At 65.4% G+C, this 24,675-nt stretch carries 24 protein-coding genes; 15 read left to right on the top strand and 9 right to left on the bottom strand.

Translation table 11 applies throughout. The annotated features are described in order from the left end of the window. From J0H39_08210 to J0H39_08200, 3 genes are all read left to right on the top strand, one after another. A partial coding sequence (locus J0H39_08210; GenBank protein ID MBN9496724.1) for a flagellin occupies positions 1-540 on the top strand: 540 nt, incomplete at its 5' end. 191 nt (positions 541-731) lie between these two features. Continuing rightward, a complete protein-coding gene (locus J0H39_08205; GenBank protein ID MBN9496723.1) occupies positions 732-1,091 on the top strand; it encodes a flagellar biosynthesis regulator FlaF in 360 nt (119 codons plus the stop codon). 100 nt (positions 1,092-1,191) lie between these two features. Further along, positions 1,192-2,511: a methyltransferase domain-containing protein gene (locus J0H39_08200; GenBank protein MBN9496722.1), complete on the top strand. Its 1,320-nt coding sequence runs from the start codon at positions 1,192-1,194 to the stop codon at positions 2,509-2,511. Between the two features lie 25 nt (positions 2,512-2,536). On the opposite strand, the gene J0H39_08195 is transcribed toward J0H39_08200, so the two are convergent. From J0H39_08195 to J0H39_08180, 4 genes are all read right to left on the bottom strand, one after another. Then, on the bottom strand, positions 2,537-2,770 hold the full coding sequence (locus tag J0H39_08195; GenBank protein MBN9496721.1) for a hypothetical protein: 234 nt from the start codon (positions 2,768-2,770) through the stop codon (positions 2,537-2,539). Between the two features lie 79 nt (positions 2,771-2,849). Beyond that, on the bottom strand, positions 2,850-3,650 hold the full coding sequence (locus tag J0H39_08190) for a DUF1217 domain-containing protein (GenBank protein MBN9496720.1): 801 nt from the start codon (positions 3,648-3,650) through the stop codon (positions 2,850-2,852). A 137-nt stretch (positions 3,651-3,787) separates the two neighbouring features. Next, positions 3,788-4,255, bottom strand: coding sequence for a flagellar biosynthesis repressor FlbT (locus J0H39_08185; GenBank protein MBN9496719.1), 468 nt, complete (start codon positions 4,253-4,255; stop codon positions 3,788-3,790). A gap of 33 nt (positions 4,256-4,288) precedes the next feature. After that, complete coding sequence (locus tag J0H39_08180) at positions 4,289-5,956, bottom strand: glycosyltransferase (protein MBN9496718.1); 1,668 nt, start codon at positions 5,954-5,956, stop codon at positions 4,289-4,291. Between the two features lie 34 nt (positions 5,957-5,990). On the opposite strand from J0H39_08180, the gene J0H39_08175 reads away from it, so the two are divergent. Further along, complete coding sequence (locus J0H39_08175) at positions 5,991-6,728, top strand: GNAT family N-acetyltransferase (GenBank protein MBN9496717.1); 738 nt, start codon at positions 5,991-5,993, stop codon at positions 6,726-6,728. 70 nt (positions 6,729-6,798) lie between these two features. Here J0H39_08175 and J0H39_08170 read toward each other — a convergent pair whose 3' ends face one another. From J0H39_08170 to flaF, 4 genes are all read right to left on the bottom strand, one after another. Beyond that, positions 6,799-8,247 (bottom strand): flagellar hook-basal body complex protein, encoded by a 1,449-nt coding sequence (locus J0H39_08170; GenBank protein MBN9496716.1) that lies wholly within the window; start codon positions 8,245-8,247, stop codon positions 6,799-6,801. A 37-nt stretch (positions 8,248-8,284) separates the two neighbouring features. Then, positions 8,285-9,445, bottom strand: coding sequence for a hypothetical protein (locus J0H39_08165; protein MBN9496715.1), 1,161 nt, complete (start codon positions 9,443-9,445; stop codon positions 8,285-8,287). 3 nt (positions 9,446-9,448) lie between these two features. After that, on the bottom strand, positions 9,449-11,449 hold the full coding sequence (locus J0H39_08160; protein ID MBN9496714.1) for a hypothetical protein: 2,001 nt from the start codon (positions 11,447-11,449) through the stop codon (positions 9,449-9,451). 250 nt (positions 11,450-11,699) lie between these two features. Further along, entirely contained in the window at positions 11,700-12,137 is a 438-nt protein-coding gene (gene flaF / locus J0H39_08155; protein ID MBN9496713.1) for a flagellar biosynthesis regulator FlaF, read from the bottom strand. Positions 12,138-12,272: 135 nt separating this feature from the next. Here flaF and J0H39_08150 point away from each other — a divergent pair, with 135 nt between their 5' ends. The 5 genes from J0H39_08150 to J0H39_08130 all read left to right on the top strand — a co-directional run bounded on the left by J0H39_08150 (position 12,273) and on the right by J0H39_08130 (position 17,890). Then, positions 12,273-14,405: a tetratricopeptide repeat protein gene (locus J0H39_08150; GenBank protein ID MBN9496712.1), complete on the top strand. Its 2,133-nt coding sequence runs from the start codon at positions 12,273-12,275 to the stop codon at positions 14,403-14,405. A gap of 129 nt (positions 14,406-14,534) precedes the next feature. Beyond that, positions 14,535-16,121, top strand: coding sequence for a flagellar hook-length control protein FliK (locus J0H39_08145; protein ID MBN9496711.1), 1,587 nt, complete (start codon positions 14,535-14,537; stop codon positions 16,119-16,121). An 18-nt stretch (positions 16,122-16,139) separates the two neighbouring features. After that, complete coding sequence (locus tag J0H39_08140) at positions 16,140-16,823, top strand: flagellar hook assembly protein FlgD (GenBank protein MBN9496710.1); 684 nt, start codon at positions 16,140-16,142, stop codon at positions 16,821-16,823. 15 nt (positions 16,824-16,838) lie between these two features. Beyond that, positions 16,839-17,489, top strand: a complete 651-nt coding sequence (locus J0H39_08135; protein MBN9496709.1) for a hypothetical protein — start codon at positions 16,839-16,841, stop codon at positions 17,487-17,489. A gap of 140 nt (positions 17,490-17,629) precedes the next feature. Beyond that, a complete protein-coding gene (locus J0H39_08130; protein MBN9496708.1) occupies positions 17,630-17,890 on the top strand; it encodes a DUF1153 domain-containing protein in 261 nt (86 codons plus the stop codon). A 123-nt stretch (positions 17,891-18,013) separates the two neighbouring features. On the opposite strand, the gene J0H39_08125 is transcribed toward J0H39_08130, so the two are convergent. Continuing rightward, positions 18,014-18,238, bottom strand: coding sequence for a hypothetical protein (locus J0H39_08125; GenBank protein ID MBN9496707.1), 225 nt, complete (start codon positions 18,236-18,238; stop codon positions 18,014-18,016). On the opposite strand from J0H39_08125, the gene fliF reads away from it, so the two are divergent. The 6 genes from fliF to flhA are packed head-to-tail and all read left to right on the top strand — an operon-like array spanning position 18,135 to position 24,675. After that, positions 18,135-19,796 carry a flagellar M-ring protein FliF gene (fliF, locus tag J0H39_08120; GenBank protein MBN9496706.1) on the top strand — a complete coding sequence of 554 codons (1,662 nt, stop codon included), beginning with the start codon at positions 18,135-18,137 and terminating at the stop codon, positions 19,794-19,796. The two genes, J0H39_08125 and fliF, sit on opposite strands and share 104 nt — an antisense overlap. 20 nt (positions 19,797-19,816) lie before the next feature. Then, on the top strand, positions 19,817-20,071 hold the full coding sequence (locus J0H39_08115) for a hypothetical protein (protein MBN9496705.1): 255 nt from the start codon (positions 19,817-19,819) through the stop codon (positions 20,069-20,071). Between the two features lie 9 nt (positions 20,072-20,080). Next, positions 20,081-20,743: a hypothetical protein gene (locus J0H39_08110; GenBank protein ID MBN9496704.1), complete on the top strand. Its 663-nt coding sequence runs from the start codon at positions 20,081-20,083 to the stop codon at positions 20,741-20,743. A 20-nt stretch (positions 20,744-20,763) separates the two neighbouring features. Then, the gene (gene fliN, locus J0H39_08105) at positions 20,764-21,132 is read left to right on the top strand and encodes a flagellar motor switch protein FliN (protein MBN9496703.1); all 369 of its coding nucleotides are present in this window, start codon (positions 20,764-20,766) and stop codon (positions 21,130-21,132) included. Between the two features lie 16 nt (positions 21,133-21,148). Beyond that, complete coding sequence (locus tag J0H39_08100; GenBank protein ID MBN9496702.1) at positions 21,149-22,528, top strand: sigma-54-dependent Fis family transcriptional regulator; 1,380 nt, start codon at positions 21,149-21,151, stop codon at positions 22,526-22,528. A gap of 14 nt (positions 22,529-22,542) precedes the next feature. After that, positions 22,543-24,675 carry a flagellar biosynthesis protein FlhA gene (gene flhA, locus J0H39_08095; protein MBN9496701.1) on the top strand — a complete coding sequence of 711 codons (2,133 nt, stop codon included), beginning with the start codon at positions 22,543-22,545 and terminating at the stop codon, positions 24,673-24,675.

The raw sequence follows: 24,675 nt of genomic DNA, 5'->3' as shown, positions 1-24,675 counted from the left end.
GCCAAGATCACGCAGCTCGCCGACGGCTCCATCGGCAACTCGCAGCGCACGATCTACGCCGCCGATTTCAGCGCGATGACGAACCAGATTTCGAACTTCATCGCGCAGGCCAACTACAACGGCGTGAACCTGCTGTCGAACAACTCGGCCGCGAAGACGTTCCTCGCCGACACCTCGGCGGCGACGCTGACGATGACCAGCCAGTCGACGGTCCACACCTCGTTCACGACCTTCGCGCAGTCCTCGGTGTCTTCGGTGACCGCCGCCACGGCGTCGCTGACCTCGCTGACGACTTTCGCCAACCAGGTCGCGGCTTCGCTGGGCGCCAACGCTGCGGATACCCGCACGATGACGCTGCAGTCGAACTTCGTGAACTCGGTGGTCGACGCCACGACGACCGGCCTCGGCGCCATCGTCGACGCCGATATCGGCAAGGCCTCGGCCTCGGTTCAGGCGCTCCAGGTTCGCCAGCAGCTGGGCATCCAGTCGCTGTCGATCGCCAACCAGCAGCCTTCGGTCCTGCTGGGCCTGTTCCGCTAAGCGATCTTCCCTTCGGGGAGGCAAAGACGGGGGTGGCGCAAGCCGCCCCCGTTCTTTTTTCGGCGCCAAGAACGAATATCGCGTCCTATTTCTCCACCGACGCATGGCAGAACTTGGCGCGACTCCCCCTAACGGGGTAAAAGATCAAAGGAATTGTCGATTCGGGCGACTCAACGCTCGAGGGAGGCCCCGTGACAGAGCCCGCGCAAAAACCCGGCGAAAACGATCGCGACCGCGAGTACCGCTTGTTGACCTTGGTCACCAAGAAGCTCAACGACGCGAAAACCGTCGTCCAGCAGCTTGACCCGCAATCGGTCGGCCAAGTCTGCGACGCGATCTTCCATAATCGCGACGTTTGGAACGCCTTCGTCAACGACGTGTCGGACGATCGCAACAAGCTGCCGAAGGAGCTGAAAGTGCTCCTGATCAATCTGGCGGCTTATGTGAACAAGAACTCCGACATGATCATCAACGGGCATACGGACGGCGATCTGGATATGCTAATCGCCATCAACAAGCACGTGATGGACGGATTGCGCGGCACCGCCTGATCGGCGACGTCTTTCCATCCGCCTTTCGACGGCGCCGCGCGCACCGGAATTTTCCGGAAATGCCGGCGCCGTTTTGATTCCGGGGCGAACCGATCCGCCGATGTCCGATCCCGCACGCCTACACGCGACGATGCTCGCGGGCCTCGCCAAACACCAGGCGGGCGACGCGGCCGGCGCGCTCGCCGATTATCGCGCCGTGCTGGCGCAAGCCCCCGAACATCCCGACGCGTTGAACCTGGGCGCGCAGGCCTTGCGCGCGATCGGCCGGATTGACGAAGCGCTCGATCTCGCCGCGCGGGCATGCGCCGTGTCGCCCAGTAACGCCGCCTTCCAGGCCAATCGCGCCGCAATTTTGATCGACGCGAAATCCTTTGACGCGGCACGCGATGCGGCGGCCGCGGCGATCGCCGCCGATGCGACACATCTTCCCGGCTGGATCAATCGCGCGGTCGCGCGCGCCGCGATGGGCGACGCCGCGAACGCCGAAAGCGATTACCGCGAAGCGTTGACGCTCGCCCCGGGCTCGGCCGAAGCGCGCAACAATCTCGGCAATCTTCTGCAGCGCCAAGGGCGCATCGACGAAGCGTTGAGCGAGTACGAGGCGGCGATCGCGGCAAATCCGCATCATCGCGAAGCGCATTCCAATTACGGCACCGCGCTCTACGCGCTTCAACGCGCCGGCCAAGGCGCCAAAGCCGCGGCGCTGGCGCGCCGATGGGCGCAAACGCATCCCGACAGCGCGACCGCGCGGCATATCGCAAGCGCGCTCGCCGGCGACGACGTCGCGACGCGCGCGCCCGACGCCTATGTCCGCGACGCGTTCGACATGTTCGCGCCGACCTTCGAGGCGACCCTCGCCAAGCTCGACTATCGCGCACCGCAGGTACTCGACGATCTGCTCGCCCGGCATTTGAAGCGCCCGCTGCCGGTCGGCCGCGCGCTCGATGCGGGCAGCGGGACCGGCCTCGCCGCCCCGATGCTGCGCCCCCGCGCGGCGATCCTCGACGGCGTGGATTTGTCGGGCGGCATGGTCGCGCACGCGCGCGAACGCAAGCTCTACGATGAATTACGCGTGGGCGAATTGATCGCCGATCTGCGGGCGCACGCGAACAGCTACGATCTGATCGTCGCGGCGGACGTGCTTTGCTATTTCGGCGATTTGGCGGAAGTGCTCGCGGCGGCGGCTTCGGCGTTGAAAGAAGGCGGCGGGCTCGCCTTCAGCGTCGAGCGATTGATCGACGCGCGGCCGGACGAAACCTGGCGCGTGCGGCCGTCGGGGCGTTACGCCCACGCGACGGAAGCCTTGCCCGCGATGTTGCGCGCGGCGGGTTTCGTGAATTTCGCGATCGAACCGCAATCGACCCGCAGCGAAAGCGGTGCGGCCGTTCCCGGCGCGATCGCCTGGGCCGAGAAAGCCTAAACGGAAAAAGCCTGAGAGAACCGGCTCAGCCGAACTCGCCCGCGCCCACGCGGTCGTTCATGTCGCGCAGCACGACGCGGACCGCGTCGCGGCCGTAGACTTCGACCAGCATTTGCAGCACGACCGTGAAGCAGGCCACGCTCAGCGTGTCGCGCCCCATGCCTTGGCGCATGCCTTCTTCGAGCGCATCGGCGACGACCCTCAGCGCCCCCAGGCGTTCCTGGTCGGTACTTGCGACGTTAAAAGCTTCATCGGACATCGACGTATCCCCTTTGGACCGGGCGCACCCGCCCGGCCCCGTGGTGCGAATCGGAGGATTCTACCACGAACGGTCAAGTTCAGCGGCGTGCGAGCCCTTGCAGCAGGTCGAGGACCCCGTTGCCGCCATCCATCAGCGGCGTCAGCAGCCCGGCGTACATGTTGGCGCCCATCCCATTGGCCGCCGACGTCTCCTGATCGACCTTCATCAGATAGGTCTGGATGACGCGATCGACGAATTTGGGATCTTTGAGCTTCGCGACGTCGACCTTGCGGGCGAGCGCCGTGGCCTGGGCTTCCACGCCCTGCACCGCGAATTCCCTCGGGATATCGAAGGCCTTGGTGACGACTTCGCGCAGGATCTTGTTGCCGAGCACGTCCCACGGGCTTTTGACCGTGCCCGCGTTTTCCTTGAAATAGATCGCTTCGCGCAGGCCCGGCGTGGCGTTGCCCTGGGCCTTGTCGAACTCGTTCTTCATATAGCGGGTGATCAGCGAATTGATCACCGCCTCGTCCTTCACGTTCTTGACGCCCATGTTTTTGAGGTCGAGACGTTGCGTCAGCTCGACGAACCGGGGATCGTTCATCCGGTTCGCGTAGGAATCGATATTGGTGAGATCCGACGTCAGGACCTTGCGCAGCAAGCCCTTCTTGTCGACCTCGCTTTCCAACTGGAACGCGGAAAGCGCGAAATTCATGAATCGGCGATCGTTCAGCAACTGATCGACGTCCTTCACCTTCGCGGCGAAGGCTTTGACGTATTCGATCTCCCGCTGAATCGACGGCTGCTTTTCCCACCGTGCGCGCTGGGCCTCGCCCGTTTTCTCGAGCTGCTTCCAGGCGACGACGGCGGTCATTCCACCAGAAATAGAACCGGCCATGTCATCCTCCTTCGCGATCGTTCTCGATCGACAAAGGCAATGTAACGAAGTTTATCCGCCAGGGCAAGTGCCAACAAATTAGATAAAATTCGATATATTTCCGTATATATTAAAAATCAATGACTTAGTAAATATGGTTACTCGACTTCTTCGCCGTCGGCCATCGCGCGCTGCTTGGATTTGCCTTCCGAGCCCTGCAACAGCATTTTGCCCTTCTCAGTCGTCGTCCCGACCAAATCCCATTCGAACTTGATCAGGCGCTTGGCGTCTTTGAGGCCGGGGTAAAGCTCGCCCTTTTCCACCCGGGCGCGCAGCGCGTCGATGATCGGCTTCGAGGCGGGGGCCGCCTGTTCGAAATCGTTCATGAACTGGTGCAGCGCTTCGGAATAGGCCTTAATCTCGTCCGGGAACAGATAAAGGCATTGCAGCGTGTAATAGACGCGCAAAGCCGGCGTCGCGGCTTCGTCCAATTGAAGAATATCTTTTTGGCGCAGGATGTTGCCGCGATTGCGGATCGCGAGCATGGCCAAACCGCCGGTATTTTCGATCACCACCCCGTTGATGATGATCTTTTCGGCGGGATTGAGACGAAGAACGAGCGGCATGGGGACTCCTCGGCGATGGCGCCAACCGGGGAATTATAGCATCCCGTCCGCGCTGACAACCCGCCGCCACAAGCCGCGATAGGCCGTCTCGAATTCGCGCGCCAGGCGCCGCCCGTCGCAAAGCGGCGAAGCCGCCATGCGCGCGCGCAAATTCCCGCGTAACGCGGCAAGCCGCGCGCGGTCGGCCGCAAGCCCGGCGACGATCCGCGCGAAATCGGCCGGATCGGCGGCGACGAGATCGCCCAAGCCGACCCGGTCGAGCAGCGATGCCCCGACCCTGGCGGCATGGCGATCGCCCGCCAGCGTCACGACCGGCACGCCCATCCACAAGGCTTCGCAGGTCGTGGTCGTGCCGTTGTAAGGAAATGTATCGAGCGCCACGTCGACCGACCGATAGCGCGCGATATGCGCCGCGATATCGCCGACGAAGCCGACGAATTCGACGCGCGATCCATCCAGACCATGCGCCTGGAACATCGCCGCGTAGCGCTCGCGCGTCGCCGGCTCGTCCAGCCCCTTGGCCTTCACGATCAGCCGGGAATCCGGCACCGCGCGCAAGGCCTGCGCCCACATCGCCACGACGCGCGGCGTGATCTTGGGCAGGTTGTTGAACGACCCGAAGGTGATCCGCCCCGCCGCTGCGAACGGCGGCGGCCCCGGATCGGGCGCGAAAGGCGGCGGCAGATAGGCGAGAAATCCGCCCGGCACGCGCACCAAATTCTCGCTCGCCAGCGCATCGGCGGGATCCGTTATTTCATCGACGAATCTTGCGTCGAAGCAATCGAGCCCCGTGCTGGCGGGATAGCCAAGCCACGTGACCTGCACGGGTGCGGGCCGGCGCGCGAACGCCGTCAGGCGATTGCCGGTCGTATGGCCCGCGCAATCGACCAATATGTCGATCGCGTCCGCCTTCGCTTGCGCGACGAACGCGTCGTCGCTTTTGCCCGCCATATCGCGCCATTGGAGATCCAGCGCCTTGAACGCGGCGGTCACGCCGTCGGGTGCGCCGACATCCGAATAGGCGAACAACTCGACCGCTTGGCGATCATGCGCCGCCAGCAACGGGGCGAGAAAATACGCGCAGGAATGATTGGCGAAATCGGGCGAGACATAGGCCACGCGCAAACGCCGATCGGGATCGCGATCGCGCGGCGTCGAGCGCGGCGCGCGCCGGACGGGACTTGGCCAATTCGCGGCATCGGCCAAGGCTTGCGCGGGCGAAACGTTCGGATCGTAATGGCCGGAGAACAACGCGGCCGACGCGATCGCCGCGTCGTTCGGCGCCGTGCGGCGCGCCAGCGCGAAATTCGCGGATGCCTCCACGGCGCGGCCTTGCGCTTGCAGCGACAGCGCGAGCTTGGCGCGCAAATTCGCGTCCTCCCCGCCCGACAACGCGGCGGCGAAACCGTTCGACGCGGCGAAGGGCTGTCCCAACTGCAACGCCGCTTCGCCCGCCACCGCGTAGATCGGCAGGAAGCCGGGGAACCGCGCGGCGGCGTTCGCCGCGGTCAGCATCGCCCCTTCGGCGTCGCGTCCCGCCAGCAGCACCGAGGCGAGATTGACGTAAGCGCCCGGAAAATCCGGCGCCGCGGCGATCAGCGCGCGATAGCGTTCAGCGGCCGCGCGCCAATCGCCCGATAAGGCGATCGCGTTGGCGGCGGCGAATGCGGCGGCGATCTCCGGCGGCAGATTCGTCGTCATCGCGCTAATCTATCGCCGAAGAGGATTCGCGAATATGGACATTCGCAATATCGAAACGCTGGAACGTCGCGCCTTCGCCGCCTGGCCCGCCTTGCGCACGCAAACGCGCGACGGCTGGGTGATGCGTTTTGCCGACGGCCACACCAAGCGCGCGAACTCCATCAATCCCGTGGCGCCGGGTACCGGCGATCTAGCCGCCCGCATCGCGGCGGCCGAAGCCGACTACGCTGCCGCCGGATTGCCGCCGGTGTTCCGCATCACGCCGTTGGCCGAGCCCGGCCTCGACGACGCGCTGGCCGCGCGCGGCTACGCCGCCTTCGACGAAAGCCTGGTCATGGTCGGGCCCCTGCCCCCGGGGCATGCGGAACCCGACGTGACGCTCGACACCGATCCGATCGCGTCGGGCTGGCTGGCGGATTTCGGCCGCGCGACCGAAGCCGACGCCAAATCGCTTGCCACGCTCGCGCGCATGTTCGCGCATCGCGTGACGGGCACGGGTTTCGCGCGGCTGACGCGCAACGGCACGCCGCTCGCCTTCGCGATGGCCGTGCCCGACGGCGGCGATCTAGGGTTTTTCGAAGTGCTGACCGTGGCGCAAGCACGCGGCCAGGGCTTGGCGCTGCGCACATTGTCGGCGTGCTGTGCTTGGGCGACCGCGCAAGGCGCCACGCGCGCCTATCTGCAAGTGACCGCCGGCAACACGGCCGCCATCGCCCTTTATCGCAAGCTCGGGCTCGAGACCGCGTATCGTTATTTCTATCGCGCCAAGTGAACAAAAAAAAGAGGGGCCGCCGGAAATCCGGCGACCCCAAGTTCACGGAGCCGAAACGGTCGACGAGAAATCAGCGCTTCAGGTTGACCACTTCCTGGAGCATTTCGTCGGCCGTGGTGATCATGCGGGCGTTCGCCGAATAGGAGCGCTGCGCCACGATCATTTTGGTGAACTCCTGACCGATATCGGTGTTGGAGTTCTCCAAAGCGTTGGGGTTGACGCCGCCGGCTTGGCCGGTCAACGCCGCCTGGTAGCCGATGAAACCGGCCGCCGGCGAGTCGAGGAACGCTTCGCCGTTCTGACGGACCAGACCGTCGGCGTTGTTGAACGTGCCGAGCGCCAGCTGATACTGACGCAGACGCTGACCGTTGCTGTAGGTCGAGTAGATGTTGCCGTTGGTGTCGATCGCAAGGCCGTTATACGAACCCGCCGAGTAGCCGTCGGCGAGGATGTTCGACAACGAGATCGCCGTGCCGCCGAACTGCGTCGTGCCGCCGGCGACGTTGAGCTGCGAAGCCGAGCCCGCCGTCGCGTTCGGCGCGCCGAACTCGACGTTGATCGACTGCGCGGGCGGCGGTGCGGTCAGCGAGGGCGCGCCGTAGCTGAGCACGACGCGGCCCGTGCCGGCCGTGACGGCGGCGGTGAGCTGCGTGCCCGGCGCGGTCGTGCCCGCGACGGTGATGCCCGTAAGCAAGCCCGCCGTCGTCGTCGTCGTGCCGAAGGAGAAATCGAGCGCGATGGATTCGTAGTTGTTCGGCGAACTGGTCGGCACGGTCAGCACCGCACGCCATTGCGGCGTCGTGCCCGCGGCGGACGCCGCGATCGCGTTGGTACCGGTCGTCGTGCTCGCGGCCACGCCGGGCAGCGTGCCGCCGGCGGTCGTGCGGTTGTACCAGGTCACGGACACGGGCTGCGCGGCGCCGTTGGCGTCGGTGATGGTGATCGTGCCGCCGTTGAAGACCGTGCCGGCCACCGCGTTGGACGGGATGTTCGCGGCGTAGGTCGCGTTGGCCGTCGCAAGGGCGGGCAGCTGCGAGGTGTTGATCTGCACCGGCACCAGCGCGCCCTGGTTGGGCTGCGGGTTGGGCACCGCGGTCGTGGGGCGCGGCACCGAACGCGCGAACAGATACTTGCCCGCGCCGTTGACCATGTAGCTGTTCTGGTCGAGCGAGAAATCGCCGCGGCGCGTGAACTGGCGGATGTTGTTGCCGCTGAAGCCCGAAGCGTTGGTGGCGCCGTCTTCCACGGGCAGCCAGCCCGCACCCGCGATCGCGATCGAGGTCGGCGAGGCGTCCTGGATGATCGTGCCCTGCAGCGAGTTCACGAAGTCGGGGCGCGCCGTGGCGCCGCCCGGATTGAAGAAGCGTTGCGACGACGCCGAGACGTAGCTCGAGAAATTGGCGTCGATGCGCTTGAAGCCGATCGTCTGCGAGTTGGCGACGTTGTCGGAAATATAGTTGATCGCGGTTTGGAAGGCATTCAAACCGCTGATCGCGGAATTCATTGCTACGGTTGCCATGGTTTCGTGCTCCTATTTTTTGAATATATATCCGGCGTTATCGCAGGAATTTGGCGAGGTTCAGGTTCAGCAAGTCGCGTGTGGTGATGTAGCTGGCTTCGAGCGAGGCCTGCACGCCCTTAATGCGCGTGCCGACTTCGCCGATATCGACGGCGACGATTTTGTCCGCCGAAATCGTGGTGGAGGTGACCGTGTCCTCTTGGATCGAGCGGATATCCTTCAGCAGCGCCTGGTTGGCGCCGTTGGTGCCCGCGACGTTGCCGAGGTCGAGCACCGCCTGCTGCAACTGCGCCTGGGCCTGCGCGTAGTATTGCTGCGCGTTGCCCGTCGGATCCTGTTGCAGATAGGTGTTCGGCGTGTTCTGCGCCCAGCGCAGCGCCATCTTGAAATTGCGCAGGCCGTTGATCAGGTTCTGGAACGCGCCATGCGTGGCGCTGATGCCGAAATCGACGTTCAGGCTGTCCGACACCGAAACGCGCGTCTGGGTGTAGACCCATTCGCCCGTCGCGGTGGAGGGGGCGGCCAGATCCAGCGAATTGTTGATATAGCCGGGCACGTTCGTGTTGCCGTCGCCCGCGAATTGCGCGGTGTTGACCGGCGAGGTGAACGGCACGGACTGGATGGCGTTGGCGTAGGTCGCGTTGCGCGGCGGCGAGTTGGTCGCCGCGGCGAAGCCGTTCACGCCGTTGACGAGGGCCGCGTTGTCGAGGCCGGTCAGCTGCCTCATCGGCGCGGTGCTGTAGGCGTTGCCCGCGAAGACGTAGCGCTGGCCGTCGGTCGTGTTCAGGATCGACTGAATGCGGTTGAGCGCGCCATCGATCAAGGCCGCCTGCACGCCATACGTCGCCGGCGTCGTCGACTGCGCTTTCAGCAGTTCCGAGCGCATGTCGTTGCCGATATCCTGCATCGACTGGATCGACTTGGCGTAAAGATCGGTGCGGTACTGCGTCGCGTCGATCGCGCGGGTGTAGATCGTCGATTGGATCGTGATCTGGCGGTACTGCTGATAGCGCAGCGTGTCGGAAGCCAGGCCCTGCTGCTGGAAGCTGGACAGGGCGACGCCGATCAGGCCGTCGCGCTTGCGGCCCGTGGACAATTCCTTCTGCAACTGACCGAGTTCGGTCTGCTGGCTCGAAAGAATGCGCTGCGTGTCAAGCAATTGCGCGAGATTGGTCACGCCCGTGATGCTGCCGGCCATGGATTAGCCCCTTCCCAGATTGATCAGCGTGTCGAACATGGTGCGCACCGTTTGCAGCACCTGCGCGGACGCTTGATAGGCGTTTTGCAACGTCACCAGATTGGCCATTTCCTGGTCGATCGAGACGCCCACCGTGTTGCGGTAGGTCTGATCGGTCTGGTGACGCAGCGTTTCGGAATAGTCGGCCGTATTTTGCGAACCGGCGATCGAGCGCGCGGTGTAGGACACGGCCGAACCGATCGTGTTGGCGATGGTCATCGCGCCCGTCACGATGCCGGTGTTGTTCAGCGCGGCCACACCGGTCGGGATCGGGATCGGATCGAAGGTCGCCGACGTGGCCAGGTTCAACGCTTGCGACATATCGCCCGCGGCGCCCTTCTTCGTCATCACCGCGCCGTTGGCCAGCGTCGGGTTGATCTGCAGCATCGACGCCGCCGGCGGGTTGTTGCCGTAAGCCGGTTCGATCACATAGACGCTGCCGGCACCCGGCGCCGTCGTGAAGGCGGGGCTGACCGTCAGCTGGTTCGCCGTGTTGCCGGTGATCTGCGCGACTTGGCCCGCTCCCGTGCCCGAGATGATGCGCACCTGATAGGCGATGCCCGTCGCGGTCGGCTGGAAGGCGTTGACCGTCCAGGTATTGGTCGTATCGGTCAGCGTCGTCGTCGTACCCGCCGTGGCGGCGTTCGTCATCAACGGGCCGGTGACCTGCTGGATCGTGTAGCGGCTGGTCGTATCGGTCGCGGCCAGGCCCGGCGCCGTGATCGACGTCGCGGTGTTGGCCGTGATGATCGCGGACGAGCCCTTGCCCAGACCGTCGGTGATCGTGACGCGGTAGTAGTTGGTCGCCGTCGGCGTCAGCGCGCCGAACGCGGCCGCACCGTCGGTCAAGCCGCCGCCCGCCGTGCCGACCGACGCCGTGCCCGAGGTGATCGTCGTCGCCGTCGTCGCCGAGGCGGGGATCGCCAAGGTCGAGAAGGTGAAGAAGTTCGCGGCCAGCTCGTTGCCGTAGGAGGCGCTCTTGTTGTAGGTCGAGTTGACCGTGTATGCGATCTGATTGGCGATCGCGTCGATCTGGTTGACGTATTTGCGCAAGGCGCCGTCCGACGGATCGGACGAGCCCATCACGGTCTGCGAGAAGGTCGACGTCGAGGCCTGGCTTTCGTAGCCCGCGCGCAACCGCAGCAGCGCGTCGAGCTGGCCGCCCGCGAAGGCCGTGTTCTGCACGGCTTGCGTGCCGCCGTTGATCGTGACCTGGATCTGGTTGGTGTTCGGGTTGTAGCTGAAGCTGGGCGGCACGGCGCCGGACACCAGCGTCTGGCCGCCGGCCGTCAGAACCTGCAACGCCGCGGTGCCGGTGCCGAGCACCTGGACCTTGGTGATCTTCGAAATCTGCCCGACGATCTGATCCATCTGGTCCTGCAGCTCGCCGATCGGCTGGCCCGTGGACGATTGGTTCACGAGCTGCGCGTTGATCGAGTAAGCCTGCGTGACGAGCTGGTTGAGCTGCGTCAGATTCTGGTTGATGTCGGTCTGGATCAGCGCATCGATCTGCTGGGGCTGCGCGGCGAGATTGTTGATCTCCGTCGCCAGCAGCTGACCTTGCGTCGACACCGCGCGCGCGAGCGTGGCGTTTTCCGGATTGGCTTCGTAATCCTTCCACGCCTGCTGGAACGCCTGGAACATGGTGGTCACGCGCGGCGTGCCGTCCTGGACGCTGAGGAACGAGCCGATGCGCTCCAAGTACTGCTGCTGCACCGCGTTGGCGGCGGCTTCGGAGTTGCGGGCGAGCAATTCGTTCTGAAGCGTTTGGTTGACCGCGCGCGTGACCGATTGGACCGCGACGCCCGTCGGCAATCCTTGAACCGCCGGGGTGATCAGATTGACGTTCTTGCGGGTGTAGCCGGACGTCTGCGCGTTCGCGACGTTGGCCGACGCCACACGCGACTGCTGCTGCAGGGTCAGCAGCGAGCTCAGCGACGAGTTAAGGGCGGCGGACAACGACATTTTCGATCTCCAAAGCGCCCGCCGGTCGAAAGATCCGCCGTCGGGCTTGCCAAGGAATTCGCAACGCCCGTGCCAGGATAGAAATCGTTACATTTCAAGGGGGTGGTTAAAAGCGATTCACCATTCAGGGCCAATTCTGCAGGTCCGACCCGGCAGAAATTTCCGTCCATAGGGCCGGGATTGCCGCCCCGAAACGAAAAAGGCCGCCGGGGTGCCGGCGGCCTTTTTGAAGCGTTTGGGTAAGCGGCGCTTAGGCGCTGACCGACCCCATACCGGCGGCCGGGCGGCCGGCGGGAGCCGCGGCCGAGGCCGGCGCGGCGGTCGCCGCGGCGCCGGTTTGCGGCGCGAGGCCTTCCATGATCGTCTTGTTGACGTTGATCAGGGAGTCGATATCGCCCGTGCCGTCCAGCACCTGGATCGTTTCCCGGCCGACCCACAGGCCGATCCCGATGATCTGGGCGCGCAATTCCTTGGGCAGCTTGTTGCCCTCGCTCGACAGGTCGACGATGAAGGCGTCCCACACCTTCTTGTTCCACAGCATGGCGTCGACGAAATCCGACGTGCCGCGCTTGCCGCTGTCGCGCGCTTTGGTCAGGGCGGCGGTCACCTGCCCCAGCAGGCGATACTCCAGCGAACGCGGATTTTCGGTCGCGTTCTGTACTTTACCGTAAGCCTGGTAGCCGCTCATCTTCGACCCCTTGGATCCCGTTCTGTCGCCGGGGGCACCCGCCCCCGATTTCGGCGCCTTATAGAATGCGCGAAAAGATTAACGATAAGATTAAGGGAAAGCGCGGGAATTTGCACCCGTCCTTATAATCCACCCATGGCCGAATCGATTCTCGCGCAGGCGATGGCCCATCATCAGGCCGGCCGCCTTAACGAAGCGCATGCGCTTTATATGGAAGCGCAAGCCGCCGCCCCATTCGATCCGGCCATTCCCCATCTGCTGGGCGTACTGCTTTATCAAGCGGGCCATGCGATGGAGGGGCTCGCCCAGATCGATCGGGCGATCGGGCTGTCGCCCAGGGTAGCGCCCTTCCATCTCAATCGCGCCAATGTGCTGATCGCATTAGGCCAGAATGCCCCCGCCCTTGCCGCAGCGCACACCGCGTTGACGCTCGATCCCAATCTCGCCCCCGCCCGCGCGATGCTGGCGCGCGCCGCCTTGACGGGCGGCGACAACGCCACCGCGATCGCGCATTTTACGATCCTCGCCACCGGCAATCCTGGCGACGTGCAGGCGTGGCTGGGCCTCGCACTCGCCAAACACGCGCAAGGCGATGCCGCCGCCGCGATCGACGATTACCGTCGCGTGCTGACGCTTGCGCCCGGCGAGATTGCGGCGATCAACGGGCTGGGGGCGGCACTCCTCGATCTCGGTCGCGCGTCGGAAGCCTTGGGCGTGCTCGCCCCCGCCGCCGAGTGCGGTTGGGGACCGCTGGTCGCCAATCTCGGCAATGCGCGCCGCGCGATGGGCGATATCGACGGCGCCATCGAAGCGCTGAAACGCGCGGCCGCGCTCGAACCCAACAACGCGATCACGCTGGCCAATCTCGGCGCGATGCTGACCGAGCGCGGCGATATTTCGGGTGCCCGCGATGCGTGTCTTGCGGCGTTGAAAGCCGATCCCGGCCATGGCCCCGCCCGCGCCAACCTCGCCGCCGCGATCCTCGATGCGGGCGATGCCGTCGCCGCGCGCAACGAATGGGAAGCGATCGCCGGCGATCCGATCGCCGGCGCCAACGCGCTTTACGCCAGGCTGTTCGATCCCGCAATCACGCGCGAACGGGCCCGCGACGCCGCCACGCAATGGGCCGCACGTCATTACCCGCAAACGCCACCCGCCCCCGCTTTGCGCAAACGCGACGGCAAATTGCGTGTGGGCTTCGTGTCGCCCGATCTGCGTTCGCATTCGGTCGCGTGGTTTCTGCTGCCTTATCTGGCCGCGCGCGCGAAGGATAAGATCGCGCTTTACGCCTATTCCGAACTCGCCAACGAAGACGCGATCAGCGCCAAGCTGAAACCCGGCTTCGATCAATGGCGCACGACGATCGGCCAAAATGCGGACGCCGTGGCCGCGCGCATCCGCGAAGACGGGATCGACGTTCTGGTCGATCTTGCCGGACATACCGCGGGCAATCGGCTGGATGTGTTCGCCCGCCGCCCCGCCCCCGTGCAGGCAAGCTGGCTCGGCTATGCCGATCCCACCGGTTTGCCCGCGATCGATTGGCGCTTGAGCGATGCGATCTGCGATCCCGAGCCGCAGGCGGGACCCGAAGCGCCGTGGTTGATGCCGCAGGGCATTCATTGCTACGCGCCGCCCGAGGGCACGCCCGAGCCGCGCGTGAGCGGAAACGCCGCCCCTGTCTTCGGCTCGTTCAATATCTGGCCGAAGCATTCGGCGCCGTGCTTGGCATTGTGGGCCGAGATTCTGCGCCAAGTTCCGGAAGCGCGGCTTGTTCTGAAGAACCGCGCTTTAACCGATCCTACGGTCGCCCAAGCCGCGCAGGCGCAGTTCGAGAAACGCGGCGTCGCGCGCGATCGCGTCATCCTGCTGTCGCGGGTCGAAAATCCGCGCGCCCATCTCGACCTTTATAACGGCATCGACGTGGCGCTCGACACCTTCCCTTATAACGGCGTCACGACGACCTGCGAGGCTTTGGCGATGGGGGTACCCGTCGTCACGCTGTTGGGCACGCGGCCGGCGGGTCGCACAGCCGCCGCCCTGCTGACCCGTGCGGGTCATCCCGAATGGATCGCGCATGATCCCGACGCCTATATACGTGTGGCGGTCGAACTCGCGCGCGACGCGGGCAAGCGTGCCGCTTTGCGCGCCGCGCTGCGTGGCGAGATTTCGCGTCGCGAATTGGGCGATGCGCAACGCTTTGCGCGCGATCTCGACGGCGCATTCCTGGCGATGGCGGAAGCGCGCGAACGGGAAAAAACTGCCGGGTGAATTCTTCCGCGCAGGTCTTTTTCGCCGCCTTGGCCGGAGCGTAAATCACGTTATTTCAATGCGTTAGTTATTGGCCTCGGGCTTGCTGAGAAGGGGAAGACCAAAAACCCCGAACGCGAGTTCGCACCAATGGATTTGTCCGCCCTCGAGAGCCTGCTGCGTACCGACAACGGCCAGGCCAGCCAGCCCCGCCGCTTCGCCGACAATTCGGGCGAGCGCTTCGCCCAGTTGCTGGGCCAGGCGGATAACAAGTCGCGTTCCGCCGCCCCCACGGCCGCGCGCCGCGAAACGCACAACGAGGATTTCAGCGCCCGCCCGCAGCGCAACGATCGCAACGATCGTCCGGAACGCGCCGAGCGGCCCGAGCGTAACGAGCGTCCGGAAAAGGCGGAGCGTCCCGAGAAGACCGATCGCCCCGCGCAGGCCGAGAAGGCGCAGGCCGAAAAGGCCCACGCGGAAAAGGTGCACGCCGATAAAGCGGCCGCCGAGAAACCCGTTTCCGACAAGGCCGAGCCCGTGACGGAGGCCGACGCGAAAGATACGGACGTCGTCGTCGCAAAGCCGGCCGACAACGCCGCCGCCGACGAGGCGAGCGTCGACACGGATACGCAAGCCAAGATCGAAACCGCGGATGCCGACGCGAATGTGTCGACCGGCGTGTCGCCCGAACTGGTGAAGATGTCGGCCCTTGCCGCCGCGCACCAGATCGGCCTGATGATGGCCAAGATGAACGGCGAAGCGGGCGAAACCCCGGTCGAGGGCGGCGAAGCCGTCGTCGCCGCCGGCGCGGACGCCAAGGCCGCCAAGCAACAGCTCGAACTCGCGACCGGCGCCCATCCCGGCGTGAAGCCGCAAGCCGCCGAAGCGATCGAAGAGGATTTCGCCGACTTCGTGATGCGGGGTGCGGCCAATCCCGCCGTGATGGCCGCCGCCGCCGCGAACGACGACGGCGAAGCCAAGGCGGAGGCCAAAGTCGACGCGAAGGCCGATGCCAAAGGCCAAATGATCGTCACGCTGTCGCAGCCGATGGCGATGGCCGCCCCGGTCGCTCCCGTCGTGGCGCTGGCCGTGCAGGCGAGCGCGCAAGCGCAAGCCGGCAACGGCGAAATCACGCTCGACGCCGACAAGGCGGCCAACGCCGCCCTCGCCGGCGACGACAAGGCCAAGCCCAGCGTTAAGCCCGCCGACGCCAATCCGATGTTCGGCCAAGCGCTCGACCGCGCGCAAAACGCCCAAGCGACGCAAAGCACGGCCGACGCCAAGCCCCGCGCGCCGATCGTGCCGCCGCATGAACAAGTCGCCGTGCATGTGCGCAAGGCGGTCGACGACGGCCACAACCAGATCACGATCCGCCTCAACCCCACCGAACTCGGCCGCATCGACGTCAAGCTCGAAGTCGGCCGCGACGGCACGCTGCGCGCGTCCTTCGCCGCCGAACAGGCCCACACGCTGGAAGCCTTGCGCAACGACAGCCGCCAACTCGAACGCGCGTTGCAGGAAGCCGGTCTTAAACCCGATGCGGGCGGCCTGAACTTCTCGATGCGCGGGGACAACCGCGAAAACGCGCAAGCCTTCGCCGATCTGGGCCGCGATCAGCGCGGCCGCGCCGGCCGCGACGGCGGCGACGACAATGCGTCCACCGCTGCTCCCGCCCCCATCCATGCCAATTACCGCGCGGCCCGTCGGGCCGCCGGCGGCCTCGATTTGGCCGTCTGATTTTCAGGAGATAGAACCATGTCCGGCTCCATCACCACCAACTACGCCAGCGGCGGCGCCGCGACCGGCGCCTCGGCGGCTTCCGCCGCGACCTTCGGCAAGAACTTCGACACGTTCCTGAAGCTGCTGACCGCGCAGTTGCAGAACCAGAACCCGCTGTCGCCGATGGACACGACGCAGTTCACCCAGCAGCTCGTCCAGTTCTCGTCGGTCGAACAGTCGATCCGCCAGAACCAGAATCTGGAAACGCTGATCGCGCTGCAGAAGAGCTCTCAGGCGGGCAACGCCGTCAGCTATATCGGCAAGGAAGTCGATCTCAACGGCAGCGTCGTCGGCCTCGTCGACAGCGTCGGCGTCGTCACCTACGAACTGCCCGAGGAAGCCTCGCGCACGATCATCAACATCTACGACAAGGACGGCGCGCTGGTCCGTCGTATGGAAGGCACCAACAAGGCCGGCCGCAACGCCGTCGAGTGGAACGGCACGTCGGATACCGGCGCGCAAGTCCCCGACGGCGACTACAAGGTCGAAGTCGTGGCGCAGAACGCGGCCGCGCAGAACATCACCGTCAAGACGGTCATCACCGGCGTCGTGTCGGACGTGCGCTTCATCAACGGCACCACGATGCTGACGGTCGATGGCGTCACCCTGCCGCTGAGCCAACTGGGCGCCGTGCGCGGTACGGCCCCCACGCCGAGCTGAGCGGAGGTTTAGCTTATGTCGACGCGCATCGCCCACGCCGCGGCTTTGGCCGCCGCCAGCCTCGCCGCGCGCGAGGCGGCGGGAATGCGCGCGGGCGGTGCGTCTTTCGCCAAGCTGCTCGACGGTTTCGCCGAGCCTTTGTGGACCGACGCGAACGCCCGGCGCGCGGCGAGCGGCGATTGGCGGACGGACGGCGCCTATCAGGTCAAACTGCCGCGGGGCGGCGAAGCGCATGTGCTGGTGTGGCGCGCCACACCGGGCGGCAAGCCGCTGGTCGTCGAACCATTGCTGCTGCGCCATTCCGCCCAGGCTTGGGAACGGCTGCTGCCCGCCCCGGACGAAAATTCGCGCAAACCCGTCGCGACCGGCTTCGCGGTCATGGACGATGGCGGCGTGCGCGCCGAATACGAATTCCTGTGGCGCTTCGTGCCGGGCATCGGCTGGCGGTCGGATCCCGATCCGCATGCCGACGAGCCGGGCCTATCGCGCGTGCGCCCCGCCCCGTTCGCGGCGATCGGCGCGCTCGACCCCATCGTGGCGCGCGATCCTTCCGCGTGGCTGCGCGACTGCGGACGGTGCAAGCGCTACACGCTCGGCCGCCGCGATTTGACTTTGACTTTGCTTTTATGCCCGCACGATTGCCTCAAGCCCGGAGAGCCCGGATGAACACCGACGACGTCAACGATTGCTTAAGCGCGCTTCCCCTAGAGTCCGGCGCATTCCGCCCTTATGACGGCGCCGCCGCCGAGTTCATGACCGAAACATCTTCGCGCCCCTTTGCCACGTTCGACGCACCGACATTCCGCATGGCGGAACAAAAGGCGGTATCTTCGAACCGCAAGCCGATCGCCCTGCCCGCACCCGGCACCCAGCGCTGGGTGGTCCGGCGCAAAGCCGCGATCGTCGAGGCCGTAAAAGCCGGCCAATTGACCGCCGAGGACGCCTGCCGGACCTATTCGCTGTCGGCCGAGGAATTCCAATCTTGGCAGCGGCTGATCGAACGCCATGGCACACGGGGCCTGCGGACGACACGGCTGAAGGAATACTGGGCGAAGGGCGAAAGTTAACGCTCCAATTTGACTCTAGAGTCTGCCGCTAGAGTCTTCGTGAATCGGCAAAAATTTCCCACTTGGTGGGAAAATTCTGCCGGGTATTAACCTTCTCTTCACGCATCTTCCCTACGATACTTATCAAAGTTTGGATAAAATTGTGCCAATTCCGGCGCCATCGTTTTCCAAACTTTGATTGGTTTTTCGGGCAGTTAGCTCGATTTCGCGCGAAATCGGGCCAGCCGGTCGAGGGAAGAGCAAAATGGGCGGATTCGGCGAGACTTTGCGGCAATTAGGGCCGCTGCGCTTGTCCTTGCTGGGCGCGGTAGCGGTCGGCCTGCTGGGATTTTTCTTTTTCTTTTCCATGCGGCTGTCTCAGCCGCCGATGGGTCTCCTTTATAGCGATCTGGCGCCCCAGGATGCGGCACAGATTACCGCACGCCTGGAGCAGCAGCAGGTCCCGTTCGAGCTGCGCAACGGCGGCAACACGATCATGGTGCCGGACGACCGCGTCTTGCGCCTGCGTTTGAGCTTCGCCGAGACGGGCATCCCGCGCGGCGGCTCGATCGGTTACGAGATCTTCGACCGCGGCGAAGCGCTCGGCCAGACCAACTTCATGCAGCAGCTGAATCAGGTGCGCGCGCTCGAAGGCGAGCTCGCGCGCACGATCAGCGCGTTGCAGCCCGTGCAGAACGCGCGCGTGCATTTGGTCGTGCCGCGCCGCGATCTGTTCAACCGCGAGCGCCAGGAACCGACCGCGTCGGTCATCATCCGCATGCGCGACGCGAATAACCGCCTGCCCCGCCAGCAGGTCCAGGCGATCCAATCGCTCGTCGCCGCCGCTGTACCCGGCTTGCGTCCCGTGCGCGTGTCGGTGATCGACGATCGCGGCAATCTGCTCGCGCGCGGTCAGGCCGAAGGCGACGATCCCTCGGCGCTCAACAACTCGGCCGAGGAACTGCGCCGCGGCTACGAACAGCGCCTGTCGCGCACCATCGAGACGGTGCTCGAGCGCGTCGTCGGCCCCGGCAAGGTGCGCGCGGAAGTGTCGATCGATCTCGATTTCGACCGCATCGTCACCAACAAGGAAAGCTTCGATCCCGACGGCCAGGTCGTGCGCTCGACCCAGACGGTCAGCGAGAACAACGAAGCCTCGGAACAAGCCGCCCAAGTCACGGTGCAGAACAATTTGCCCGATAGCGGCCAGGATTCGGGCGGGCCCCGCACCACCAATCGGGGCACGCGCACCGAGGAAACAACGAATTTCGAAATCACCAAGACGGTGACGCAGCATGTGCGCGAGCAGGGCGTGATCCGCCGCTTGACCGCCGCCGTGCTGGTCGACGGCAACACGACCGGCACCGGCGGCGAACGCCAATGGCAGCCGCGTTCGGAAGAGGAAATGCAGCGTTTGACGTCGCTGGTGCGCACCGCCGTCGGCTACGACCAGCGCCGCGGCGACACGCTCGAGCTCGTCAATCTGCAATTCTACGCGCCCGAGGAATTGCCCGTCGATACGACGGAGCCGGGCCTGTTCGATTTCTCGAAACAGGACATCATGCGCATCGCCGAAGTCTTCGTGATGGCGATCGTCGCGTTGCTGGTCATCCTGCTGGTCGCGCGTCCGATCATCAACCACGTGCTGAAATCGGCGCAGGAGAAGCGCGAGCAGGAACGCGCGGCGGCCGAGCAAGCGGCGGCGCAAGCCCAGCTGCTGCCCGGTGCGGCCGGCGGCATGCCCGGCGCCTTGGGCGGACCCGCCCCCGGCATGGAAGGCCCCAGCGAGATCGAACAGATGATCGACATCGCCCAGGTCGAAGGCCGCGTGCGCGCATCGTCGATCAAGAAGATCGGCGAGATCGTCGAGAAGCACCCCGAAGAGGCCGTCGCCATTCTTCGCACCTGGATGTACCAGGAAACCTGATCGGATAGGCGTATAGACAAATGACCCTTCCGCAATATCGCTCGCCCAGCACGCCGCCGCGCCGCCGCGTGAACCCGCAAGGGGCCCAACGCGCCGCCGCGTTGCTGCTCGCCCTCGACGAAGCAGCCGCCTCGCGCCTCGCCGCCGCGTTGGACGCGAACGAGCTTTCCGCCCTGACGGGCGCGATGAAAACCCTCGAACCGCTCGACGCTTCGGAACTCGAAGCGCTGATCGATCGCTTCGCCAACGAAACCGCCGTGCGACTTTCGGTCTAAGGAAACGCGATGCCCGCCATCAGCAAATTCCTGTTCGAAGAAGAATTCACCGGTGCCGTCGGCGACGACGGCCAGCCCGCGCCGGTCGTCGTGCGCCGCAAGCCCAAGCATTTTTCCGAAGCCGAAGTCGATATCTTCAAGAAGAACGCGTTCGAGGAAGGCAAGCTCGCCGGCTACGAACAGGGCCGGCAAGAAGCGCTGTCGGATGCCGCATCGCTGACCGCCCAAGCGCTGGCCGCCATCGGCGCCACGCTGCCCGAAGCGGTCGAAGCCGCCCACCGCGCGCGCGAGGAAGCCGCCGCCGGGGCCGTCACCGCGATGGGCGCCATGGCGCGCAAACTTTTGCCCGCGATGGCCGATCAGCGCGCGATCGAGGAGATCGAAGCCCTCGCCCGCGATTGCCTTTCGCGCCTGGCCGAGGAACCGCGCATCGTCGTCAAGGTCGCCCCCGACCTCGCCGAGGCGGTGCGCGCCAAGCTCGAAACGCTCGGCACCCAGTACGGGTTCGCCGGACGCTTGGTCGTCATGCCGGAACCCGGCCTGCCGATCACCGATACGCGCATCGAATGGGCCGACGGCGGGGCCGAACGCAACGTCGCCGATATCTGGAAGGAAATCGAAGACGCGATCGAACGCTACTTGGCGATGAAGCCGGGTGCGGGCGCGTCTTGAACCTATAAAGGAGAACATCAATGGCCGACGAAAAGCCGAATTTCGACGATCTCGACATGGCCAAGGCCATGGCGGGCGATCCCGCGATGGCCGCAGCCGCGGCGAACGCGGCGGGCGGCGACGCCCAGCGCCAGGCGCGCACCGCCAAGGAGCTGGAAGCCGTCTACGACATTCCCGTCACGGTTTCCGCCGTGCTCGGCAAGGCGACGATGCAGGTCAACCAGCTCCTCAAGCTGGGTCGCGGCGCCGTCGTCGAACTCGACCGCAAGGTCGGCGAAGCGATCGACATCTACGTCAACAACCGTCTCGTCGCGCGCGGCGAAGTCGTGGTCGTGGACGAACGCCTGGGCGTGACCATGACCGAAATCGTCAAGGTCGATCGCTCCTAAGCCGAAAGTAGACACCATGCGCTTGCTGATCGTCGGCACACTTTCGGGACAGGTCTCCACCGCGGCCAAAATCGCCATCGCGCGCGGCGCGAAGGTGAGCCAGGTCGACAGCGTCGAACGGGGCATGGAAGCCTTGCGCGGCGGCAAGGGGGCCGATCTCGTCATGGTCGACGTGGGCCTGGATGTCGGCGCCTTGGTCGAAGGCTTGCGCGCCGAGCGCATCCACGTGCCTGTCGTCGCTTGCGGCATCGGCACGGATTCCGCCGCCGCCGTGCGCGCGATCAAGGCGGGGGCGAAGGAATATATCCCCTTGCCCCCGGAACCCGAGCTGATCGCCGCCGTGCTGGCGGCCGTCACCGAGGAAAGCTCGGCGATCGTGTTCAAGGACCCGGCGATGGCCGATACGCTGCGCCTGGCCGATCGCGTCGCCGCGTCGGACGCGTCGATCCTGATCACCGGCGAAAGCGGCACGGGCAAGGAGTTGATGGCGCGCTATATCCACGCCAAAAGCAAGCGCGCGGGTGCCCCGATCATCTGCGTGAACTGCGCGGCGATCCCCGACAATCTGCTGGAAAGCGAATTGTTCGGCCACGAAAAGGGCGCCTTCACCGGCGCCGTCGCGCGCCGCGTGGGCAAGTTCGAAGAAGCCGATAGCGGCACGCTGTTCCTCGACGAATTGGGCGAGATGGATATGCGCTTGCAGGCGAAGCTGCTGCGCGCGATCCAGGAACGCGTGATCGACCGCGTGGGCGGCACCACGCCGATCAAGGTCGATATCCGCATCCTCGCCTCGACCAACCGCGATCTCGAAGCCGAAGTGCGCGCCGGCCGCTTCCGCGAGGATCTCTATTTCCGCCTCAACGTCGTCACGCTGCGCTTGCCGCCGTTGCGCGCGCGCCCCGCCGATATCGAGGTGCTGGCCGACCATTTCCTGCGCAAATACGCCGAAGCCAACGGCGCCGAGGCGCGCGAGATCGCGCCCGAAGCCAAAGCGATGCTGCGCGCGCATGCGTGGCGCGGCAATGTGCGCGAACTCGAGAACACCATCCATCGCGCGGTGCTGCTGTCCAAGGGCCCGACCATCGGCGCGGAAGCGATCGTCCTGCAAGGGGCCACGCGCGCCGACGACCGTCCCGCCCCGACCGCCGCATCGCAAAGCGGCGGCGCGCAAACGGCACCCGGCGGTCCGAAGCCGGGTCTCGTCGGCCGCACGGTCGAAGATGTCGAGCGCGAGCTGATCATCGACACGCTGAGCCATTGCCTGGGCAACCGCACGCATGCGGCGAATATCCTGGGAATTTCGATCCGCACGCTGCGCAACAAGCTGAAGATCTATTCCGACCAAGGCTTCGCGCCGCCGCCCCCGCAAGGCGGCGAGCCGCGCGCGGCGTTCTGATCGGATAAACGCGCATGGCAGAGCCCGCCGCCGCCGAAGCCCCGCCGCCCGATACCGGCGGCGCCGCGCAAGGCCCGACCTTGATGGATCGACTGAACGGCCTTGGCCGTCAGACGGACATCATGCTGGCGTTGGGCGTGTTCGGCATCGTCCTGGTTCTGCTGATTCCGCTGCCGACATGGCTGCTCGACATCTTCCTCGCGTTGTCGATCACCTTCTCGGTCCTCATCCTGCTCGTCTCGCTGTTCATCCAGCGGCCGCTGGATTTCAGCTCCTTCCCTACCGTCCTGCTGATTTCGACGCTGATGCGCTTGGCGCTGAACCTCGCCACCACGCGTCTCATCCTCAGCCACGGCCACGAAGGCCCGCAAGCCGCGGGTGCGGTCATTCAGGCCTTCGGCGCGCTGCTGATGGGCGGCAGCTTCATCATCGGCGTGATCGTGTTCGCGATCCTGGTGATCGTGAACTTCGTCGTCATCACCAAGGGTTCGGGGCGCATCGCGGAAGTGTCCGCGCGCTTCACCTTGGACGCGATGCCCGGCAAGCAGATGGCGATCGACGCCGATCTGTCGGCCGGTTTGATCGACGAAGGCACGGCGCGCAAGCGCCGCCAGGAGCTGGAGGACGAAAGCCAGTTCTTCGGCTCGATGGACGGTGCCGCGAAATTCGTGCGCGGCGACGCCGTCGCCGCCTTGCTCATCACCTTCATCAATATCGTCGCGGGCCTCATCATCGGCACGACGGCGCACGGCCTCAACTTCGCCCAGGCCGCGCAGTATTACACGCTGCTGACCATCGGCGACGGTCTGGTCAGCCAGGTCCCCGCCCTCATCACTTCGATCGCCGCCGGCTTGCTCGTGACGAAGTCGGGCGTGCGCGGTGCGGCCGACAAGGCGCTGATCGGCCAGCTCGGCGGCTATCCCAAGGCGCTGGTGCTGTGCTCGATCCTGACCGGCGCGCTTGCCGTCATGCCCGGCCTGCCCTTCCTGCCTTTCGCGATTCTGTCGGCGGCGGCCGGATACGCCGGCTATGTGATGCTCGAAAACGTCAAGAAGACGGAAGTCGAGGCCGCGATCCAGAAGCAGATCGCCGACACGCCCCCGCCGCCGCCCGAAGAACCGATCCAGGCGTCGCTGCATATCGATTTGATCCGCCTCGAACTCGGCTACGGCCTGTTGTCGCTGATCAACGCCGACAAGGGCCAGAAGCTGACCGACCAGATCAAGGCGCTGCGCCGCCAGCTCGCCGCCGATCAAGGCTTCGTCATGCCTTCGGTGCGCATCCAAGACAATATGCAGCTGCCGTCGACCGAGTATTGCATCCGCATCAAGGAAATCGTCGCGGGCCGCGGCGATCTGCGCCCCGGTCAATTGCTGATTATGGACCCGCGCGGCGATACGATCCCGCTGCCGGGCGAGGCGACGAAGGAACCGACATTCGGATTGCCCGCGATGTGGGTCGACGAAGCCTTGCGCGAAGAAGCGATGTTCAAGGGCCTGACGGTCGTCGATCCGCAGACGGTCATCACCACGCATCTGACCGAGATCGTGAAGGACCATATGTCCGATCTGCTTTCCTATTCGGAAACGCAGAAGCTGCTCGACGACCTGCCCAAGGAACACAAGAAGCTGGTCGAAGAGCTTATTCCCTCGTCGATCACCGTCGGCGGCTTGCAGCGCACGCTGCAGAACCTGCTGGCCGAACGCGTGTCGATCCGCGATCTGCCCGCGATCCTGGAAGCCGTGTCGGAATCGGCCGGCCATACGCGCAACATCACCGCGATCACCGAACATGTGCGCGCGCGCCTCGCCCGCCAGATCTGCGAACAGAACTCGGCCGACGGCCAGTTCATCCCGCTGGTCACGCTGGGGCCGGAATGGGAGCAGAGCTTCGCCGAATCCATCGTCGGCCAAGGCGACGATCGTCAGCTTTCGATGCCGCCGTCGCGCTTGCAGGAATTCATCCAATCGGTGCGCACGGTGTTCGAACGCCACGCCCTGATGGGCGAAAGCCCGGTGCTGCTGACCAGCCCCCTGGCGCGGCCCTTCGTGCGCTCGATCATCGAACGCTTCCGCCCCGCGACGGTCGTGATGTCGCAAAACGAAATCCATCCGCGCGCGCGGATCAAAACCGTCGGCTCGATCTGA

Source organism: Alphaproteobacteria bacterium, assembly GCA_017308135.1.
Lineage (GTDB): Bacteria > Pseudomonadota > Alphaproteobacteria > CACIAM-22H2 > CACIAM-22H2 > Tagaea.
This window is presented reverse-complemented; position numbering and strand designations above follow the sequence as displayed.

Coding starts and splice junctions, on each gene's coding strand:
- J0H39_08200 (MBN9496722.1), top strand. CDS start 1,192: ATGTCCGATCCCGCACGCCTACACGCGACGATGCTCGCGGGCCTCGCC.
- J0H39_08195 (MBN9496721.1), bottom strand. CDS start 2,770: ATGTCCGATGAAGCTTTTAACGTCGCAAGTACCGACCAGGAACGCCTG.
- J0H39_08190 (MBN9496720.1), bottom strand. CDS start 3,650: ATGGCCGGTTCTATTTCTGGTGGAATGACCGCCGTCGTCGCCTGGAAG.
- J0H39_08185 (MBN9496719.1), bottom strand. CDS start 4,255: ATGCCGCTCGTTCTTCGTCTCAATCCCGCCGAAAAGATCATCATCAAC.
- J0H39_08180 (MBN9496718.1), bottom strand. CDS start 5,956: ATGACGACGAATCTGCCGCCGGAGATCGCCGCCGCATTCGCCGCCGCC.
- J0H39_08175 (MBN9496717.1), top strand. CDS start 5,991: ATGGACATTCGCAATATCGAAACGCTGGAACGTCGCGCCTTCGCCGCC.
- J0H39_08170 (MBN9496716.1), bottom strand. CDS start 8,247: ATGGCAACCGTAGCAATGAATTCCGCGATCAGCGGTTTGAATGCCTTC.
- J0H39_08165 (MBN9496715.1), bottom strand. CDS start 9,445: ATGGCCGGCAGCATCACGGGCGTGACCAATCTCGCGCAATTGCTTGAC.
- J0H39_08160 (MBN9496714.1), bottom strand. CDS start 11,449: ATGTCGTTGTCCGCCGCCCTTAACTCGTCGCTGAGCTCGCTGCTGACC.
- flaF (MBN9496713.1), bottom strand. CDS start 12,137: ATGAGCGGCTACCAGGCTTACGGTAAAGTACAGAACGCGACCGAAAAT.
- J0H39_08150 (MBN9496712.1), top strand. CDS start 12,273: ATGGCCGAATCGATTCTCGCGCAGGCGATGGCCCATCATCAGGCCGGC.
- J0H39_08145 (MBN9496711.1), top strand. CDS start 14,535: ATGGATTTGTCCGCCCTCGAGAGCCTGCTGCGTACCGACAACGGCCAG.
- J0H39_08140 (MBN9496710.1), top strand. CDS start 16,140: ATGTCCGGCTCCATCACCACCAACTACGCCAGCGGCGGCGCCGCGACC.
- J0H39_08135 (MBN9496709.1), top strand. CDS start 16,839: ATGTCGACGCGCATCGCCCACGCCGCGGCTTTGGCCGCCGCCAGCCTC.
- J0H39_08130 (MBN9496708.1), top strand. CDS start 17,630: ATGGCGGAACAAAAGGCGGTATCTTCGAACCGCAAGCCGATCGCCCTG.
- fliF (MBN9496706.1), top strand. CDS start 18,135: ATGGGCGGATTCGGCGAGACTTTGCGGCAATTAGGGCCGCTGCGCTTG.
- J0H39_08125 (MBN9496707.1), bottom strand. CDS start 18,238: ATGGAAAAGAAAAAGAAAAATCCCAGCAGGCCGACCGCTACCGCGCCC.
- J0H39_08115 (MBN9496705.1), top strand. CDS start 19,817: ATGACCCTTCCGCAATATCGCTCGCCCAGCACGCCGCCGCGCCGCCGC.
- J0H39_08110 (MBN9496704.1), top strand. CDS start 20,081: ATGCCCGCCATCAGCAAATTCCTGTTCGAAGAAGAATTCACCGGTGCC.
- fliN (MBN9496703.1), top strand. CDS start 20,764: ATGGCCGACGAAAAGCCGAATTTCGACGATCTCGACATGGCCAAGGCC.
- J0H39_08100 (MBN9496702.1), top strand. CDS start 21,149: ATGCGCTTGCTGATCGTCGGCACACTTTCGGGACAGGTCTCCACCGCG.
- flhA (MBN9496701.1), top strand. CDS start 22,543: ATGGCAGAGCCCGCCGCCGCCGAAGCCCCGCCGCCCGATACCGGCGGC.